Origin of the sequence: Nonlabens sp. (assembly GCF_051251825.1) — a bacterium.
Classification (GTDB): Bacteria; Bacteroidota; Bacteroidia; order Flavobacteriales; family Flavobacteriaceae; genus Nonlabens.
Genome location: NZ_JBPOGG010000001.1, coordinates 357650 through 376350, shown reverse-complemented (window position 1 = coordinate 376350; position 18701 = coordinate 357650). Strand labels below are relative to the sequence as shown.

Sequence of the window (18701 nt, the reverse complement as noted above, 5' to 3'; positions counted from 1 at the left end):
TTCATGAGCAAGCTGACCTTAATTATTTTCTATTTCGTTAATTACATTATAATAGGATTAGGTTTCCTATCCTTTGCTCAAAATTACATTCCTGGCAACACTTATATAGACGCAACAGGTTATGTTGAATATAGAGCTGGTAATTTACCAATAGTGATTTCTTCGCCTCATGGAGGTTATTTAGAGCCTGCTAGCATACCTGATCGCAATTGTACGGGTTGCGTGACCATAAGAGACTCATTTACTCAAGAAGTTACTCGTGGAGTAGATAACGCTATACTCGCAGAAACTGGTTGCTATCCGCACGTCATTATTAATTTATTGCATCGTAAAAAATTTGATGCTAACCGAGATGTAGGTGATGCCGCAAACGGCGATCCTACGGTTATTCAGAGCTGGAATAACTATCATAACTTCATAGACGCTGCAAAAGCTCAAATAATTCAAGATTATGGAACGGGAACATTTTATGACATGCATGGTCATGGCCATACCATACAGCGTATAGAATTAGGATATCTTCTTACCAGTGCAGAATTACAGCAAACAGATAATTACTTAAACACGAATACAGCGGCTCAAGACAATAGCATCAGAACCTTGTCAAACAGCAACCAGCAAAATTTAACGCTCGCACAGCTCTTGCGTGGAACGAGTAGTTTTGGTGATATCATTGCTAATCGTGGTTTTCATGCAGTTCCCAGCAGTTTTGATCCAGCACCTCAAGGAACAGAACCTTATTTTGCTGGCGGATATAATACGAGAAGACATGGATCCAGTGATAACACAAGCCAGATCAATGCCATTCAAATCGAACTGAATTCCAACTTGAGATTTAATAGTACCAATCGCGACGCTGTTATAGATTCCTTAGCACTTTCTATGATTGATTTTCACACACAACATTATGATAGTCAATTCACAAATCAGTATTGTGCTGTACTCAACAATACAGAAATTAAACCAGCTAAAAACACGTCTCTTTACCCTAATCCTAGTCAAGATAACATCTCAATTTTAACTGATAAAACAATCATATCCTATAGCATTTATGATGTATCTGGTAAATTAATAGTAACCGATTTTTATGAAAATAGCACTATAAATATATCTCAACTCACAATTGGATTGTACTTTTTAACAATACAATCACAGGATGATCATAAAGAAACCTTGAGATTTGTAAAGGCGCCTTGATAATACAGTTGCGCTCTACCACTTTATGAATCGTAAAGAGCTTTTCCATATCGCCGAAGATTACTTCCACCAGCAAGGTTGGGATGCTTTTCCATTTCAAAAAAAGACTTGGGATGCTTTTTTATCGGGTAAACATGGTTTGTTGAACGCACCTACTGGTAGTGGAAAAACTTATGCCCTTTGGGTAGCTGTTGTTCTGGATTACATCAAGAAGAATCCCGACTATAAAAAGAAACCTAAAAAAGGACTCAAAGCGATATGGATTACTCCTTTGCGGTCGCTTTCTCAAGAGATTGCACAAGCATCCCAACGCTTTGTAGATGGGATCGATTTGCCCTTTACAGTCGGAATACGCAGTGGTGATACGACGACTAAAGAACGTACGGCACAGCGCAAATCCATGCCCGATTTACTCATCACTACACCAGAGAGTTTGCACCTATTACTGGGCTCAAAAGACCATGCAAAAATCTTTAAAGATTGCCAAGCCATCATCATTGATGAGTGGCACGAGCTCCTTGGTACAAAACGTGGCGTACAAATGGAACTTGGGATTTCCAGACTTTTAGGCTTAAGTAAATCAATTAGAGTTTGGGGAATTAGTGCTACGATTGGTAATCTTGAACAAGCTCGTGAAGTACTGTTAGGAGTTGATGAAACACGCTTTCGCGAAAGTGTACTTATCAAAGCCAATATCAAAAAAGACATAAAAGTTCAGCCCATAATTCCTGAGAGCATGGATAAATTTCCATGGCGTGGTCATCTCGGGTTACACCTGCTAAAGGAAGTGGTGGCGATTATCAATTCCAGTCGCTCTACCTTGATTTTTACTAATACTCGTGCGCAATGTGAGCTGTGGTTCCAGTCATTAATGACACAATATCCCGAATTTGCTGGTGAAGTAGCGATGCATCATGGTTCGATTAATAAAGAAACTCGCATTTGGGTAGAAAATGCGATTAGAAACGAAAGTCTAAAAGCTTGTGTTTGTACCTCATCACTGGATTTAGGAGTAGATTTTGCTCCAGTAGAAACCATCATACAAGTCGGTGGACCTAAAGGTGTGGCTCGTTTTCTACAACGTGCAGGTCGTTCTGGTCATAGACCTGGAGAAACCAGTGTGATCCATTTTTTACCTACACATGCACTCGAATTAATAGAAGCTAGCGCATTACAAAAAGCCGTCGCAACACAAGCCGTAGAAGACCGACTGCCTTATATTTTATGTTATGATGTGCTTATTCAGTACCTCTGTACACTCGCGGTATCTGGTGGCTTTTATCCTGATGAGATTTATCCCGAAGTGAAAAACACATTTTGCTATGCCGCTATTACAGAGGATGAATGGAAATGGTGTCTCGATTTTATAGTTTACGGTAGTTCTTCCTTGCAATCTTATGATGAATATAAAAAGGTGAAAATAGACGATACCGGTCGGTATTTTATAGATGATAGAAAGGTTGCTATGCGTCATCGATTACAAATGGGAACGATTGTGACTGGAACGACCGTGACGGTAAAATTTGTTTCTGGTGGCTACATAGGTAGTATTGAGGAATACTTTGTAAGCAAATTATCTCGTGGTGATGTATTTGTTTTAGGAGGAAGAACCCTAGAATTTGTGCGTTTAAAAGGAATGGTGGCACAAGTGCGATTATCTTCTAAAAAAAGAGCACGAGTCTCTAACTGGCAGGGAAGTCGTTTACCATTGAGCGCACAACTAGGCGAACTCCTACGTGACGAGATGGAGAATTTTCAAACGGGTAAAAAGCGCACTCCAGAAGTTAAAGCGCTTAAAGATATCATCAAAAGACAGCAGCGAGAAAGCATCGTTCCACAGAAGAATGAATTTCTCATTGAGACTTTTAAAACTCGAGAAGGTTACCATGCGGTATTTTACCCATTTGAAGGCCGATTTGTCCACGAGGCTATGGCAGGAATCATCGCATATCGTGCTAGTTTGTTAAAACCTATCACTTTCTCACTAGCTTTTAACGATTATGGTTTTGAGATATTGAGCGATTTAGAATTTGACATGCAAGAGATACTAGATAACGATTTACTTACTCCAGACATGCTTTCTCAAGACCTGCAAGCCAGCATGAACGCCACTGAAATGGCAAGAAGAAAATTTAGAGATATTGCCGTCATCTCAGGACTTGTATTTTCTGGGTATCCAAATAAATTAATCAAGACCAAGCATTTACAAAACAGCAGTCAGCTGCTTTTTGAAGTGTTCCGTGATAATGAACCTGATAATTTGTTATTCCGCCAGGCTTATACAGAAACTTTTGAAAATGCGATTGAAGAATACCGTTTAAGAGAAGCGCTAGAACGCATCCAGCAACAAGAAATCATTTGGAAAGCCTGTGAAAAACCTACGCCATTTTCTTTCCCTATCATCACAGACCGCTTACGCGAAAAGTTATCTAGTGAAAAGCTTGCCGATAGAATCAAGCGCATGCAGTTGAAGTGGGAATAGTTACTGAATTAGAACTTGAAGTTGAAGTTGAAGTTGAAAGTTGAAAATCGTATAATTGAGTTCAAATATTTCCCTTTGGAAAAGAGGGAAATAGGTTAGCTATAATCTTAGTTTAACCTAGTTTTCCTGAGGGCAGACTTAAGTCTGCCTTTAGGAAAAGAATAGAGATTTATAGCGCGTCTTGCTTGTTTACACCGGTCGATAACCTTTCCTAGTCTTTACTCCTATCAATCTTAGTTCCTCTTTAAGAACAGCCACCTGATCATCTAGACTCTTTCTATTTTCTTGAGGTTGATTTCCTATACGGCCGTATCGAGTTACAATATCAAATCCATCTACAGCGATTTCCCAATATTTATTACTGGAACCTTCCACAAACTCGTAGCGTTTAAAGGTGAGATTGCTTTGATGTTTTTGTTCTGTTTTAGGTTCAAGTTCCGTTTCAAATTCTTGAGGTGTTGAAGTTTTTAGGCTTTCAGTAATAGGTTTTATTGCTGCAACAGCATCTACTTCATTTTGAAATTCATTTTCATTTTCAAGTTCGAATTCAGGTTCAAGTTCGAGTTCCTCAAGTTCTTCTTCTTTGCCTTCTAGTTTTTGTCTGATTTTTTCAAGGACACGTTCTGGTTGTTCTAGCCAGTCTTTACTATATACATGCTGTAATTTCCATCCAAAGGCTCTCAAAACTGCTGGTTTCTGGCTGTATTGTTCCAGTATGTCATCTGTGGCATAATGAGTTGAGCGGTCTATTAAAATGGCGAGTGCATAAGAATCACTATCTGTTTTACGCAAAGCGAGATCACATTTAAAATGCGATTGCCCTACTGCATTATCTACTATGTAGCCTTCTTTTTCAAGCGCCTTTTTAAGCTGATTGATGATAGGCAGTCGCTTGATTCGTTCTTCGGCATCATCATCGAGGTGTAAACTATCTAAAACGCCATTTGCGAGTTCTAACTGCCCGTCGCTAATAAATTTCGCGTAAGCGAGAAAACGTTTAAAATAATTTGCTCCTTCATTATAATCGTTCTTGATATTTGATGCCTGAATAGAAGATACCACGATCATATTGCGCTTAGCTCTTGAGAAAATCACATTGAGTCGTTTCTCTCCACCACGTCTATTAATAGGCCCGAAGTTCATAAACATCTTGCCTTGATTATTAAAACCGTAGCAAATACTCATAATAATAATGTCACGCTCATCACCTTGAACATTCTCTAGATTTTTTACAAACAGCCCTACAAATTGATCTTCCTCAGTACGCTGGTATTCTTCTTCCAGTAACTTTCCAAAATGTGGATCTTCCAGCGCCAGTTTGTCTAGTGCTTCTTCTATTTCGGCTTGTTGTGCCATAGAAAATGCGACAATACCTATGCTTTTTTTCACGTCTTCCATGAGGAACGTGCGCACCATATTTGCAATATAACTCGCCTCATCTTTATTGACTCGTTTGTGATAAATCGCATTTTCCATATAATGGAAACTGATACTGCGGCTCAACACATCTTGAGTATCTATCTCTTGATCTGGATTTATAATAGGTTCCAGTGGTTCTATTCCCGTACGTGCGATGCGGCTGTCTGGAATGGTAAGTAAGTTTCTTTTATAGAAAGCAGCGTTACTAAAACTTATCAAACTCTCACGACGGCTGCGGTAATGCCATCCCAGCATCACAGAACTTAATTTGCGTGCGCCTTGATTAAGCAAACTATCTGCATCGAGCATGATTCCTGTTTTCTCCTCGATTTCCTCCTCGTCTTCTTCTTGGTCGGTATTATTTGCACTAAAGAAATTTGTAGGCGGCATTTGCATTTCATCACCTACGATTATGGTTTGATGGGTTCTAAATAGTGATGGCACACCTTCTTCCACGGTAATTTGAGAAGCCTCATCATAAATCACCACGTCAAAAATTGAAGTATCGATAGGCATAGAATCACTTACACTCAACGGACTCATTAACCATACTGGTTTTAACGTCGTCATAATATCTTGTGCTTCTCCAGTAGCGAGTTCACGTATGGATTTATAACGCATGCTTTTACCAAACTCATTTTCTAAAATCCTGCGAGAAGCATTGTATTCTTTTTTAAGAATCTTTTCCTCTACTGTTAATTGTGCGGCCACAGACTCTGTAATGCGTACTTTGTTTAGAAACTTATCTCTAATTTTAGAACGTATATAAGCCACATTTGAATCATAATAACCGTCCAGTAAAGAATCTATTTTACGTACAGAGTTTGCCAGGCTGTCTTCACTCGTTTGAGAAAAAACAGGTTCTTTATCATACACTTCTTTAATGGATTTATAAGCCGTGTGAAAGGCGATATCATCTGTTTGCCATGGTTTACGGCGCAGGTTGTTTTGCATTTCCTGAGTCGTACCATGTAATTGTTTAATATAAGGAGTAAATAACCCTATAGTATGAATAGACGCTCGACCACGTTGTAATTTATCTTCTAGATCAGTCAGCGAGTCATCTTTATAATGAGCAAATAACTGGTTGAGATTTGCATCCAGTTCATCAAAACTAGATTTGAAACCTAACAAACTGTTTACATAAGCCGTATGATCTGTCGCCATCCAGCTTTTTATGATATCATCTGGTTGTTGCTGTTGTTTTTTGATCCATTCATAATCGCTTACAAAATCTTCAAGACCAAATTTACTTGCTCCTTCTTCTCGTTGTTCTTCAAGTGATTCTAGCGCTTGATATTCCTCATTTAAAGTCTTGAGTACGGTTTCTATAGTAGGTTCAATACTGTGTGCTTTAAAATTATAAGCACTTTTGATTTGACCTTTTAATTTATACCAACTAGGATTTAAAAACTTGAAGAAACTACCATCGAGTCGTTGCCATTGTTGTTGGGCAATTTGAGCATCGGTTGCATTTAATTTTTGAGTCCAATTGCTGTTTTCTTTGATAAGACTTTGATGTAACCTGCGTTGTTTCTCAATACGCCTGTTAAGATTATCGAGGTTAGATGCGCTTATGGTACTCGTATCAAAAATCCCTATTGCATTTTGAGCGACTATTTTTGAAACTCTTACGGCAAACTCAAATTCCTGTCTCCATGCTCCTACAGATTGTTTTTTAATAGGGACTTCTTGCTCATCCAGCAACTCATTTAAAGCGTCTAATAAACTGATGGTTGCTTCAATTTTTTCCAGTACCGCTCCTTTAGAATTAGGCGCATCGAGCAACTCTTGCGATAATCCATTAAAAGCATAATCTGATATGTTTTGCCCATGATCGTTCAACTTTATTTGAGCAATCATTTCAGTAATCCAGGTTTCATTTGTAATCCATTCATCATAGAAAGGCACGTAAATCAACTCGGTATCATCCAGTTTTTCTTTGCTTTGGTAATGCGCAATAAGCACTTGAAAAAGCTCATAAAGTGGTGGCTCACCATCACGCATGCTCTTGTGAAAATGTTCTAGTTTCCCTAGATGTGTTTCAATCTCGTGGATTATTTTTTCACGCTTTCGCGAAAGCGTGCTCGTACTCATATCCTTCTTCATAAACGCCTCATAGGTATCCTTGAGATTCATGATAAAGGCCTTTTTATCGGTTTGGGAATCGTGGATTAAGCAACATAATTCATCCAGTTTCTTGTTTTTCAAACGGTGGAATACCACGTCCAAAGCGGCCCGTTTTTCACATACAAACAGCACCTTTTGATCTCTCGCGACATAGTCTGCAATGAGATTAGTAATGGTTTGAGATTTACCGGTTCCAGGTGGTCCTTGAATGATATAATTCTCTCCAGAGCGTGCTTTTAAAACAGCCTGCGACTGCGTAGGATCGGACTGAATGATAGGATATAACTGGTCCAGACTGGTTTTTTGATAACCGTCCAGATTAATTTTTCTAGGTTGATCACTGAAGAGTTCATCAAAAACCTCATCCTTAATATCGGCCTTTAAAATTTCAGAATAATCACGTACTAGACTCATCTTGCGGTACTTAAAATTACCGATGGTCATGTTACAAGTATCTACTTCCCACACCAGCGGATTCACTTCGCCGTCATTATCTGTGTGATAAAAACTGCGACGTTGCTCTGCTACCGCGAGATCACTGTAAGGATTGATATCTTCATTAATGATGTACTCGAGCTCGTTGTGTTTTTTGGCAATGAGGTTATTAAAAATCGCAAGTCCTAACGGTTTCATGTGCTCATCATCATAAGAGTAGTCATAACTACGAGTGCTTAATCCTGAATTACGATTAGAAAGTTTGCGTTTTTTAAGTTTGAAGTTGCGTTTAGCCAGTTTGTGAATGAGCTGGATTTTGGGCTTATCTCTCCATCTCAAATCGATTCCTGTTCCGCCTAGGGAGATTTGGTTTTTTATACTCTGGATCAATTCTTCTACAGAGCTGGATTCTAAATCTACAAAATCTGGTAAATCGATGTCATAAAGATCCTTGAGGTAATAACTCAGCACCGGATTAATCTCTGCCTCAGTATCATTTACCGTGAGTTCAAAACGGTCTTTAACGCCTTTCTTCTTAGTTAAAGAAACCGGTAATAATAGCAACGGCGAACTGATACGTTCATCACTACTTTCTTTAAAATTATACCAGTGTAAAAATGCCACGACGACTCGCAATTGATCAAAACCATATTCATTTTTACTCTTGCGTGCCTCGAGCCTGATTTTATTGAGCGCTGGACCTAAAAATCTATTTCTATCAATTTCTAAATATCTATTTAAGTTGACTTTTTTCTTTGAAATGAACTGCGTGTGGATATGAGCGTTCCAAAAAATCAAATCCTTCTCACTGATATTTTTATAATCCAACAACATAGGAACAGATGCCTCTGTAAGATTTAAAAAGCCACCGCGATCATTAAAATAAAGCAGTTTGTTCCTGCGAGAAATATCAAATAACCTACGTTTTAATTTATCGAGAATATAACTACCACGATCCGAAAGATTCAAATTACGGAAACCTTCAGTAGCGGTTAAATCCACATAATTTTCAGGATTGAAATCTCTGTAGTTTTTGAGTTTTGCGATTATTTCTTCCAGACTAGGCGCACGATCTTCTCTATATAAAGGAGTCATTTCTCTGATCACGTGATGCACGGTTGGGTGCAACTCTTTATTATAGAAATACAATCGTTCTCTATTTTCTACAAAACGCTTGAGTTCCTCAGTATCTCTAAAGTCTATTCCATAAGCGACTGATGCCATTATAAAACCTAGAGTAAAAATCTCAGTTATAGGATCATAATGACCTGTTTTAAGATCCCAACTTTTATAAAATGGTAAATAGACCGGTTTAGAAATGGGCTTTTCTGCATCTTCTTGGATTGCCTCATCATCGTAGATATTTCGATCAAGATCATCTCCTTCCAATTTACTGATCTCGCTGTAATTTCCGCTTACCTCAACCGCATAGCGCTGTTTAGGTTTGCTAAATGGTTTTCTGGTTCCTTTTCTAAATTCTTTTCCTTCAGAGTCTATGGCTAGGATTCTGCCATTGAAATAAATATCATCTATGGAATAAATACCGAGTACCAGATTACGTGATCTTAAGAAATGTGCTTTCTCAATAAGCGGTAAAACGCGCGCGATAAAATCTGATGTAGTACTGCCTCCATGATCCTTTACCTCATCCAGCAGACTGAAAAAACTTGCTTTATAATCACTCATTATCGTAGATGCTGTTATCTTGGTTCTCATTCACGCGACTTAAATCTTTCATCGCTTCTTCTTTTAAATCTTTAAAACTGCGCACAGTAAGTTTCAATTCTTTTCTTACCACTCGTTCATAATCTTCCACAAGATTTAATAGCTCAGCTATTTCAAGTGTGTGTGCCAGTGGTAATTTTTCAAGAGTGCTATCTACTCGAGCAAAATCCAGTAAAACATAACACAAGTAACTTTTTGTACTCGGTGTGGTGTGTTTTAATCGTTCTTTTAATTCGGTGGTATCTAGTTCTTCTGTTTTATTGAAATCTGGAAAAAACTGTTGAGCGAGATTGAGCACAGCACTGGAATTCATCCATTGTGGTCTTAGAATAAGTTGCATGAAATCTCTAGAGAGTTTTCTTGTCTTTTCTTGTTCAAAAATATCGAGACTATTAATATCCCATTTCCCTTCAATCAGTCTATTCAACTCCTCAAAATAATCTTGGGCATTGCGCGCTTTTAAATCCAGCGCTATGCTACGCATGTAAGATTCTGGGTGTGTTTGTTGATTTGTGGCCTCATCATCTTGATTGATAATTTCTTTGGCTTGATCCAGGTAGCTTTGGGCATTTACTTCAGCAAGTCCGGTATTGAGTTTGATCAACATCTGGATTACCGTGTAGTGTTCTCTGCAAGATTTAAAAGCTCCAGCATCACAGAAAAGCTCTAAGTACAATTGAAAAATACGTGCCGTTTCAATAATACTATCTTCACTACGTGAGTCGTTTGCTAGCGCAAGAATAATGCGTTGCGTGACTTCATAATCTCCATCTTCAATTTTAAAAAATAGATAATGGGATAGCTCATGAGCTAGTAATGCTTTGAGTTGTTTATCATCTAGTAACTGTAAAATATTTCCAGAAAGGACGATATGAGCCTCAGTTTCTATGACTGAGATGCTGGCGTTTAATTGCAAGCTATTATTTTCTTGATAAAAAGTGACTTGAGCATCTATGTTTAAATCTTTACAGATTTCTTGTGCCATTTGATACAACTTACCATGGCTGTCTTGATCCAGTCGGTAGGTGTTTTTAAGCAAGTCTTTTTTAAAAGATTCTATTTGCTGGGTTTTTACTTTCTCATCTTTAAACCATTGCCAGGTCTTTTTACGACTCTTTAAATGATCTCTCAACTTTTTATGATAAGGAAAAGGCTCCAGAACGGCCTTAGACTCAATAACGTCTTGTGACATGAATAACTTTTACTGTGTGAATTGTAGGTTTTAAATTTAAGGATTTACTAGATAAATTAATGGTCTGTAATGAAGTATTACAATCTTAATTTTTCACTCCTACACACAAAAAGTTAATTATGATTTCATATTTGTTCATCTTCCTAAATTTACATGACTAATTAAAATCATGAAATCCACGAAACACTTTTATTCTTCTTTAAAGGCCAATAAATCTCCAGTTCATAAACTGGTGAGGAATGATAAATACTTTTGTAACGTTCCGCAAGACTGGCATGTCGTAGTTGCAGATGTAAAAGACAGCACGTATGCTGTAGCAAATGGTTTTCACAATGAAGTTAACTTAGCAGCAACTGGCAGTGTGGTAACTGTAATTAATCAAATTAAAGGAAACCTATCTGAGACAGAAGTTCCTTATTTTTTTGGTGGTGATGGAGCTACATTTCTAGTTCATGACAGCTTTATAGAAGAAGTAAACCAAGCACTAGAAACCTATAGAATTCATGTGGAAAAAAACCTCGCACTAACTTTAATAGTGGGAAGTATGCGCGTGAGCAAAATTATTGAAAATGGCTATTCGCTTCGATTAGCTAAATCCAAATTAAATAAATACTTAACTGTTCCTGTAGTTTTAGGCCACGGATTAAAATTTGCCGAAAGCCAAATTAAAAACGATGTGACTAAAAAAAGCATCCCTACTAACCTCAATAGTAAAATTAATCTCAACGGTATGGAATGCCGGTGGGACGAGATATCTCCAAAACAAAAAGACCATAAAGTATTGTGTTTACTTGTAAATACAGTTAATGAAGATTCTCAAACAGAACTATACAGTGATATTCTTGATATTATAACCTTGTTATTTGGAACATTATCTGAGCGCACTCCTATTTCAGTGAATCGATTAAAACTAAAAGCTACTCTTTCTAAAATAAAAAAAGAAATGATTGCGCGTATAGGTCAGAACAAACTGAGCTATCTATTGAAGCATTGGATTGTGACTAATTTTGGTGGTATTTATTTCAAGTACTTTAAAGAAGGTCAACAATATTTATCTAAGGTAAGCTTATTATCAGACACGATAATGATTGATGGATCACTCAATATGGTCATAGAAGGTAGCACTGAACAAATTGAGAGGCTAGAAAATTACTTGAAACTATTAGAACAAGAAGGTAAAATAAAATACGGTGTCCATATAACTTATGCTTCTGTAATGAGTTGCTATGTGCAAGACCGTAAAGAAAATCATATTCATTTTGTTGATGGTACTGAAGGCGGTTATACAAGCGCTGCCATTATTTATAAAAGCAAATTAGAGCCGGTCCATTAAAGGTTCGTCCACTTGCGACTATTACTTTCAGTGTTGCTTTTAATAGACTGCAATTGTTTCAAATTTCCGTACTTTTGCCAGCTTTAAAACACCTGTGTGATGAGTAAAAAATTCAATGAATACAAAGGATTGAACCTTCCTGAAGTTGATGAACGTATCAAACAATTCTGGAAAGACAACGACATTTTCAACAAGTCCATGACGACTCGTGAAGGAAATGAGCCTTTTATTTTCTTTGAAGGACCACCATCTGCAAACGGTTTGCCTGGGATACATCATGTAATGGGAAGAACGGTAAAGGATTTATTCTGTCGTTTTAAAACCCAGCAAGGTTATCAAGTAAATCGTAAAGCTGGTTGGGACACGCATGGTCTTCCAGTAGAGTTAGGTGTTGAAAAAGCACTCGGAATCACTAAGGAAGATATAGGAACTAAAATCACTGTAGAAGAATACAATCAAGCTTGTAAAGATGCCGTTTTAAAATATACCGACATATGGAGTAAAGTGACTGATGACATGGGATATTGGGTAGATATGGAAGATCCATATATTACCTATAAGTCCAAGTATATGGAATCGGTATGGTGGTTGTTGAAACAAATCTATTCTAAAGATTTATTGTATAAAGGGTACACTATACAACCGTATTCTCCTGCTGCAGGAACAGGATTGAGCTCTCACGAGTTAAACCAGCCAGGTTGTTACCAAGACGTGACGGACACTACGGTAACGGCTCAATTTAAAGTAGAAGACCCATCAAAATTACCTTTTGAAAATAACGGGAATGTATTTTTCCTAGCTTGGACGACCACGCCATGGACCTTACCATCTAACACGGCACTTACCGTTGGTCCTAAAATTGATTACGTTCTCGTAGAAACTTTTAACCAGTACACTGGCGAACCTATGCAAGTGATTCTTGCTGAGAAATTAGTGAGTTATCAATTTGGTAAGAAGTATGAGGTTCTTGAAGGTGACGCTTTCGCGAAAGCGAAACAAGAATATCAACTAGCTAATAAAAAAATACCATATCAAGTACTAGGATCTTGCAAAGGTGTTGCACTTGTAAATTTAAGATACGAACAGTTGTTGCCATATGCACAACCGTTTGAAAACGCCCAAGACGCTTACAGAGTTATCGCAGGAGATTTTGTAACGACAGAAGATGGAACAGGAATCGTACACACCGCACCTACATTTGGAGCAGATGATGCGCTAGTTGCAAAACAAGCAAATCCGCCTATTCCACCGATGCTGGTTCTGGACGAAAATCAAAATCCAGTACCACTTGTTACATTACAAGGAAAATTCAGAGATGAACTTCCTGAAGTAGGTGGGAAATATGTGAAGAACGAATATTTTGCAGATGGAGAAGCGCCAGAACGCTCTGTAGATGTAGATATCGCGATTGCTCTCAAAGAACAAAATCGTGCTTTTAAAGTAGAGAAATATGTACACAGTTATCCGCATTGCTGGAGAACTGACAAGCCTGTATTGTATTATCCACTAGACAGTTGGTTTATAAAAGTGACCGAGTTTAAGGATCGCATGCATGAACTGAATAAGTCTATCAACTGGAAACCTAAATCTACAGGAGAAGGAAGATTCGGCAACTGGCTGGCAAATGCAAACGACTGGAATTTATCACGTTCTCGTTTCTGGGGAATACCACTTCCTATATGGAGAAATGAAACAGGAACTGAAGAAGTCATCATAGGCTCTGTTGAAGAACTGATGGGCGAGATAGAAAAATCCATCGCCGCTGGATTCATGACTTCAAATCCATTTGACGGATTCAAATCTGGAGACATGAGTGAGACCAACTATGACCTAGTTGATCTTCATAAAAATGTAGTTGATGCCATTTATTTAGTAGGTAAAACTGGAGAAAAATTAACTCGTGAAGCAGATCTTATCGACGTATGGTTTGACTCTGGTTCTATGCCATATTCACAATGGCATTATCCTTTTGAAAATAAAGAACAAGTAGAAAACCAACTTAGAAAAGCAGACTTCATTGCCGAAGGTGTAGACCAAACTCGTGGATGGTTCTACACTCTACACGCTATCGCAACTATGATAAGCGATGATGTAGCATATAAAAACGTAGTTTCAAACGGACTCGTACTCGATAAAAACGGACAGAAAATGTCCAAGCGTTTAGGAAATGCGGTGGACCCATTTGAAACCCTAGGCAAGTATGGAGCCGATGCTACTCGATGGTACATGGTGAGCAACGCAAATCCATGGGATAACCTCAAATTTGATACCGATGGAATTACAGAGGTGCAGCGCAAGTTTTTTGGAACACTTTATAACACCTATTCCTTCTTTAGTTTATATGCAAACGTAGATGGATTCACTTATAGCGAAGCAGACATTCCATTGAATGAAAGACCAGAAATCGATCGCTGGGTACTATCAGAATTAAACACTTTGATAAAAGTAACCACGGCATTCTATGAAGATTATGAGCCTACTAAAGCAGCTCGTGCGATCACCACTTTTGTGACTGAGAACTTGAGTAACTGGTATGTGCGATTGTGTAGAAGACGTTTCTGGAAAGGAAGTTATGAGCAAGATAAAATTGCTGCTTACCAGACACTTTATACCTGTTTAAAAACAGTGGCACAATTAGGCGCACCTATTGCTCCATTCTTTATGGACCAATTGTACCGCGATTTAACTAGTGTTTGTGAGAACGACGCGAGTGAAAGTGTTCACTTATCCCTTTTCCCTAAAGCAGACGAGACATTAATAGACGCAGCGCTTGAAGATAAAATGCATAAAGCACAAGTAATATCCAGTCTTACCTTATCGTTACGTAAAAAGGAAAGTATTAAAGTGCGCCAGCCTTTACAGCGTATTATGATACCGGTTCTAGATGCTAATGACCGAGCACAAATAGAAGCGATTGCAGATCTTGTAAAAAGTGAAGTAAATGTAAAAGAGATTGAATTAATAGATGACGCTAGCGGAATATTAGTGAAAGAAATCAAGCCTAATTTCAAGGCTTTGGGACCACGATTTGGTAAAGCAATGGGGCAAATAGCTGGGAAAATCAAAAGTTTTCAACAAGAAGACATCGTTTTGTTAGAAAAAACTGGTCAAAAAGAAGTTGAAGTAAACGGAAATGCAATTATCTTGACCCTTGAAGATGTGGAAATTACATCTTCAGACATAGAAGGATGGCTAGTTGCAAATCAATCTGGGATTACCGTTGCGCTCGATGTAACGATATCTCCTGAGCTTAAAAAGGAAGGGATTTCACGTGAACTCGTGAATCGTATTCAGAATATAAGAAAGGACTCAGGACTCGAGGTAACTGATCGTATCAATATTACGATACAATCGCATGATGAGATTGATGAAGCCGTTGCATCAAATGAGCAATACATTAAAGATGAAACGCTGGCAGATAGCTTAACATTAACACAAACTGTAGATAATGGTACAATTATTGAATTTGACGATATTGTAACCACCATACAGATTAAAAAAATATAATTATGAGCAATACCGCAGAAAAAGAAAGGTATAGTGATGCAGACCTTGCATATTTTAGAACTTTAGTACAAGAAAAACTAGACGAGGCTACTAAACAACTGGAGCTTATTAAAAGTGCCTATATGAATGACGCCAGCAATGGAACTGAGGACACTGCGCCACAGTTTAAAGCGTTTGATGAAGGTAGCGAGGTCATGAATAAGGAAACGAGTTCTCAACTTGCTATAAGACAAGAAAAGTTCATTAGAGATTTGAAAAATGCACAAATCCGTATTGAAAATAAAACATACGGAATCTGTCGTGTGACCGGAAAAAAAATTCAAAAAGCGCGCTTGGAATTAGTTCCTCACGCAACACTTAGTATAGAAGCAAAAAACATGCAGCAGTAAATCACCGCTGTTTCACATATTCAACTCCTTTAAATTATGGCAAAATCACATTGGTTTTCTATAGTTTACAGGAGTTTTTTTATGAGCTGTATTTTGATGTTATTCGCTTTCGCGAAAGCGTATTCACAACGCAATTCAAGCGACATCATCTACTCAAATGCGCATGTCAAAGTGGTAGATATCACACTAGAATCGACAATTGAACTTGAGATACGAACTACTACTTCCCAAGAAATAAGAATATCAGGAAGTCAAGGCGGAGAATATAAAGATGCTATACTATTAAGCTCCAAAGTAGTAAACGACACGCTTGAAATCACTGATCCGTTCAATCCTAACTTTCATTTTCCTCAAGATAAACTGAGTGCTCATAAAATCATAGATGGAAAAGCGACGTTATATCTACCTGCTGGACTAGAACTAAGAATAACTGCACGAAGTTCTTATTTAACTATTAGTGGTCAATTCAAAAAGATGTTTGTGAATATACAGTCAGGAGATTGTAAACTCAACGCAATTCAAGGTGATTTTCATATCATATCTGTTCATGCAGATGTGCATGTTTCAAAATCCACCTCAACTATAGAAATGCACTCTAAATATGGAGCGATTCAAAAAAATAATTCTCACAAAAATCAACTATATCTTCAAAAAATAGAAACCATTAACGGTGACATTACTATTGAGGATTAAGTAGTATTTTTGTTCCTATCCAAACGCAACTGATGAAGTTATCCAAAGCGATTCTTATTATTTCTATAGTTCTTCTTATTGATCAAATAAGTAAGATTTATATAAAATTGAATTACACACTTACTACAGACTCTAATAACCCTATCTACGATCTCGACAAGTTCAAACTTATGTTTTATGAGAACGCTGGAGCCGCATGGGGCGCAGAGATTCCTGGAGAGTATGGAAAACTAATTCTTGTGATTTTTAGAGTATTTGCTGTTTGCGGAATAGGTTACTGGTTGTGGAGCAGCATTAAGAAAAACGGCCATAAGATCCTTATCCTTTCCATTGCACTGATTTTTGCTGGTGCATTAGGAAATATTATAGACTCTATATTCTATGGAGTTATTTTTTCTGGCAGTTACCATGGAGCCATTGCAACTGCATTTCCAGATGGTGGTGGTTATGCTGGAATAGGGTATGGACACGTGGTGGACATGCTATATTTTCCTTTATTTGATGGAGTATGGCCCGACTGGATGCCATGGGTAGGTGGAGAAACTTTTTCTTTCTTTAATGCCATTTTCAACATAGCAGATTCCTCCATAACGATAGGAGTTGCCTTATTGATTTTATTTAGTAAAAAGGCATTTCCAGAAAAGTCTTAAATTTTAAAAGCTTTTATCATCGCTTCTTTTGAGATAGGCTTTGTAATAAAATCATTAACTATTGAATGGTTCTTTGCTCTGCTCACTTCTGCAGGGTTTATGGTGGAACTAACCACATTTAGCTTTAAGTCTATGTCTTGGAGTTTTGATGCAAAAGGTTTAATCGCCTCTAGAAATTCCCATCCATCCATAATAGGCATGTTGAGATCTAACAAGACGACCTCAGGCAAGTCTGTTGTTTGATCTTGTTTCAATGCCTGTTTAAAGTATTCAAACGCTTTTTCTCCGTTTTCAAAAATTAGTAACTCATCGGCTAGGTTGTTTTTTTGAATGAGCATTTTAATAAGACTCACGTAGAGCTTATCATCATCTATAATACAGGCTTTTTTAATTGCTGGTTGAGACATTTTAATTGAATCTTATTGAAAATGAACTTCCTTTTCCTAACTCACTCTTTACGGTTATATCGCCACCTAAAGCCTCGACTTTACTTTTAACTAGAAAAAGCCCTACTCCTTGTGCATCTTCATTTGCATGAAATGTGCGATACATATGAAATATTTTATTCCCGTGACGTTCTAAGTCAATACCTAACCCATTATCCTTCACGACTAATAATTGACGTTTATTTCTCACTTTAGTTTTGACGGTAATCTTCAAAGCTCTTGCTGGATCTCTATATTTAATAGCGTTACTAATAAGGTTTATAAAAACACTTTCTAGGAACGCTGGAACATATTCTACAGATAGCAATTCTGCAAAATCATAAATCACTACGGCTTTTATATCCTCTAGTTCCTGTTTGAATCCTAAAAGTACTTTATTAAATACCGCTTCAATATCAACATTTTCCTTTATTTGAAGTTCAGTATTAATAGTCACTACTTCATTTAAATGTCTCAACGTTTGATTGAGACTCGAGGAAATATCATGTAAATAGCTATTAAACACTTCTACTTCTCCAGGCTCTTTTACATCATCAAAAGTTTGCAAGGTGAGTTGCAGGTTACTTGCATGAGATCTTAAGTTATGCGAAACTATATGAGCAAAATGCACTAAACGTTCATTTTGGGCTTGAATAACTTGAGCGTCCTTCTCAGCTTTTATAGCATCTTTTACATATCGGTTTACACTTGTAAAAACACCACGCAAAGCAATAGTTTTTTTATTTTCTTGATAAGGTTTGCAATTAAATCTAGCCCAGAAGTGAGAGCCATCAAACTTTATCATTTCCAAATCTAAAACAGATTCTTCACCTATTAAAGATTTTCTAAATAGTTCACTTACTGGCGTTTTATTCACAAAAAAGCGAGAAACATTATTGAAATTTAAGTCGAAATCGTGAGGAATACCTAACAATTCCATACCCATTTCATCTAGAAAAACTGCTCCAGTAATTAAATTACAACTGTAGCCGCCAGTTTTAGTCATGGCAGCTATCTCCTTGAGGAAGTATGAAGAATCTTCAAGAGCTTCTTGAAGTCCTATTTGATTATGTCGACGCATCGTTTTTTAGGGGAAAAACGTTATAAAAACAGAATACAACATC

General features: G+C 37.4%; 11 protein-coding genes. 7 read left to right on the top strand and 4 right to left on the bottom strand.

Annotated features, from left to right (window positions below):
* Positions 1-3: 3 nt before the first annotated feature.
* Positions 4-1197, top strand: coding sequence for a T9SS type A sorting domain-containing protein (locus ACSHWW_RS01595; protein WP_435680647.1), 1194 nt, complete (start codon positions 4-6; stop codon positions 1195-1197).
* Between the two features lie 25 nt (positions 1198-1222).
* Positions 1223-3679 (top strand): ligase-associated DNA damage response DEXH box helicase, encoded by a 2457-nt coding sequence (locus ACSHWW_RS01590; RefSeq protein ID WP_435680646.1) that lies wholly within the window; start codon positions 1223-1225, stop codon positions 3677-3679.
* Positions 3680-3868: 189 nt separating this feature from the next.
* On the opposite strand, the gene ACSHWW_RS01585 is transcribed toward ACSHWW_RS01590, so the two are convergent.
* Both ACSHWW_RS01585 and ACSHWW_RS01580 read right to left on the bottom strand, forming a co-directional pair.
* Positions 3869-9379, bottom strand: a complete 5511-nt coding sequence (locus tag ACSHWW_RS01585) for an AAA domain-containing protein (protein WP_435680645.1) — start codon at positions 9377-9379, stop codon at positions 3869-3871.
* A complete protein-coding gene (locus ACSHWW_RS01580; RefSeq protein WP_435680644.1) occupies positions 9342-10580 on the bottom strand; it encodes a M48 family metalloprotease in 1239 nt (412 codons plus the stop codon). Before ACSHWW_RS01580 ends, ACSHWW_RS01585 begins: the two co-directional genes overlap by 38 nt.
* A 169-nt stretch (positions 10581-10749) precedes the next feature.
* Between ACSHWW_RS01580 and ACSHWW_RS01575 the strand changes: the two genes are divergently transcribed.
* The 5 genes from ACSHWW_RS01575 (at position 10750) to ACSHWW_RS01555 (ending at position 17152) form a co-directional block, all read left to right on the top strand.
* On the top strand, positions 10750-11913 hold the full coding sequence (locus ACSHWW_RS01575; RefSeq protein ID WP_435680643.1) for a DUF3095 family protein: 1164 nt from the start codon (positions 10750-10752) through the stop codon (positions 11911-11913).
* A gap of 99 nt (positions 11914-12012) precedes the next feature.
* Entirely contained in the window at positions 12013-15420 is a 3408-nt protein-coding gene (gene ileS / locus ACSHWW_RS01570; RefSeq protein WP_435680642.1) for an isoleucine--tRNA ligase, read from the top strand.
* Between the two features lie 2 nt (positions 15421-15422).
* Positions 15423-15809: a TraR/DksA family transcriptional regulator gene (locus ACSHWW_RS01565; protein WP_435680641.1), complete on the top strand. Its 387-nt coding sequence runs from the start codon at positions 15423-15425 to the stop codon at positions 15807-15809.
* 36 nt (positions 15810-15845) lie between these two features.
* Positions 15846-16502 (top strand): DUF4097 family beta strand repeat-containing protein, encoded by a 657-nt coding sequence (locus ACSHWW_RS01560; protein WP_435680640.1) that lies wholly within the window; start codon positions 15846-15848, stop codon positions 16500-16502.
* A 32-nt stretch (positions 16503-16534) separates the two neighbouring features.
* Positions 16535-17152, top strand: a complete 618-nt coding sequence (locus ACSHWW_RS01555; RefSeq protein ID WP_435680639.1) for a lipoprotein signal peptidase — start codon at positions 16535-16537, stop codon at positions 17150-17152.
* On the opposite strand, the gene ACSHWW_RS01550 is transcribed toward ACSHWW_RS01555, so the two are convergent.
* A complete protein-coding gene (locus tag ACSHWW_RS01550) occupies positions 17149-17559 on the bottom strand; it encodes a response regulator (protein WP_435680638.1) in 411 nt (136 codons plus the stop codon). The two genes, ACSHWW_RS01555 and ACSHWW_RS01550, sit on opposite strands and share 4 nt — an antisense overlap.
* 1 nt (position 17560) lies before the next feature.
* On the bottom strand, positions 17561-18658 hold the full coding sequence (locus ACSHWW_RS01545; protein WP_435680637.1) for a sensor histidine kinase: 1098 nt from the start codon (positions 18656-18658) through the stop codon (positions 17561-17563).
* Between the last annotated feature and the right edge of the window lie 43 nt (positions 18659-18701).

What these genes read in the sequence shown, in the direction of transcription:
- ACSHWW_RS01595 (WP_435680647.1), top strand. Translation starts at nt 4, where the DNA reads ATGAGCAAGCTGACCTTAATTATTTTCTATTTCGTTAATTACATTATA.
- ACSHWW_RS01550 (WP_435680638.1), bottom strand. Translation starts at nt 17,559, where the DNA reads ATGTCTCAACCAGCAATTAAAAAAGCCTGTATTATAGATGATGATAAG.
- ACSHWW_RS01545 (WP_435680637.1), bottom strand. Translation starts at nt 18,658, where the DNA reads ATGCGTCGACATAATCAAATAGGACTTCAAGAAGCTCTTGAAGATTCT.
- ACSHWW_RS01575 (WP_435680643.1), top strand. Translation starts at nt 10,750, where the DNA reads ATGAAATCCACGAAACACTTTTATTCTTCTTTAAAGGCCAATAAATCT.
- ACSHWW_RS01555 (WP_435680639.1), top strand. Translation starts at nt 16,535, where the DNA reads ATGAAGTTATCCAAAGCGATTCTTATTATTTCTATAGTTCTTCTTATT.
- ACSHWW_RS01560 (WP_435680640.1), top strand. Translation starts at nt 15,846, where the DNA reads ATGGCAAAATCACATTGGTTTTCTATAGTTTACAGGAGTTTTTTTATG.
- ACSHWW_RS01585 (WP_435680645.1), bottom strand. Translation starts at nt 9,379, where the DNA reads ATGAGAACCAAGATAACAGCATCTACGATAATGAGTGATTATAAAGCA.
- ileS (WP_435680642.1), top strand. Translation starts at nt 12,013, where the DNA reads ATGAGTAAAAAATTCAATGAATACAAAGGATTGAACCTTCCTGAAGTT.
- ACSHWW_RS01565 (WP_435680641.1), top strand. Translation starts at nt 15,423, where the DNA reads ATGAGCAATACCGCAGAAAAAGAAAGGTATAGTGATGCAGACCTTGCA.
- ACSHWW_RS01580 (WP_435680644.1), bottom strand. Translation starts at nt 10,580, where the DNA reads ATGTCACAAGACGTTATTGAGTCTAAGGCCGTTCTGGAGCCTTTTCCT.
- ACSHWW_RS01590 (WP_435680646.1), top strand. Translation starts at nt 1,223, where the DNA reads ATGAATCGTAAAGAGCTTTTCCATATCGCCGAAGATTACTTCCACCAG.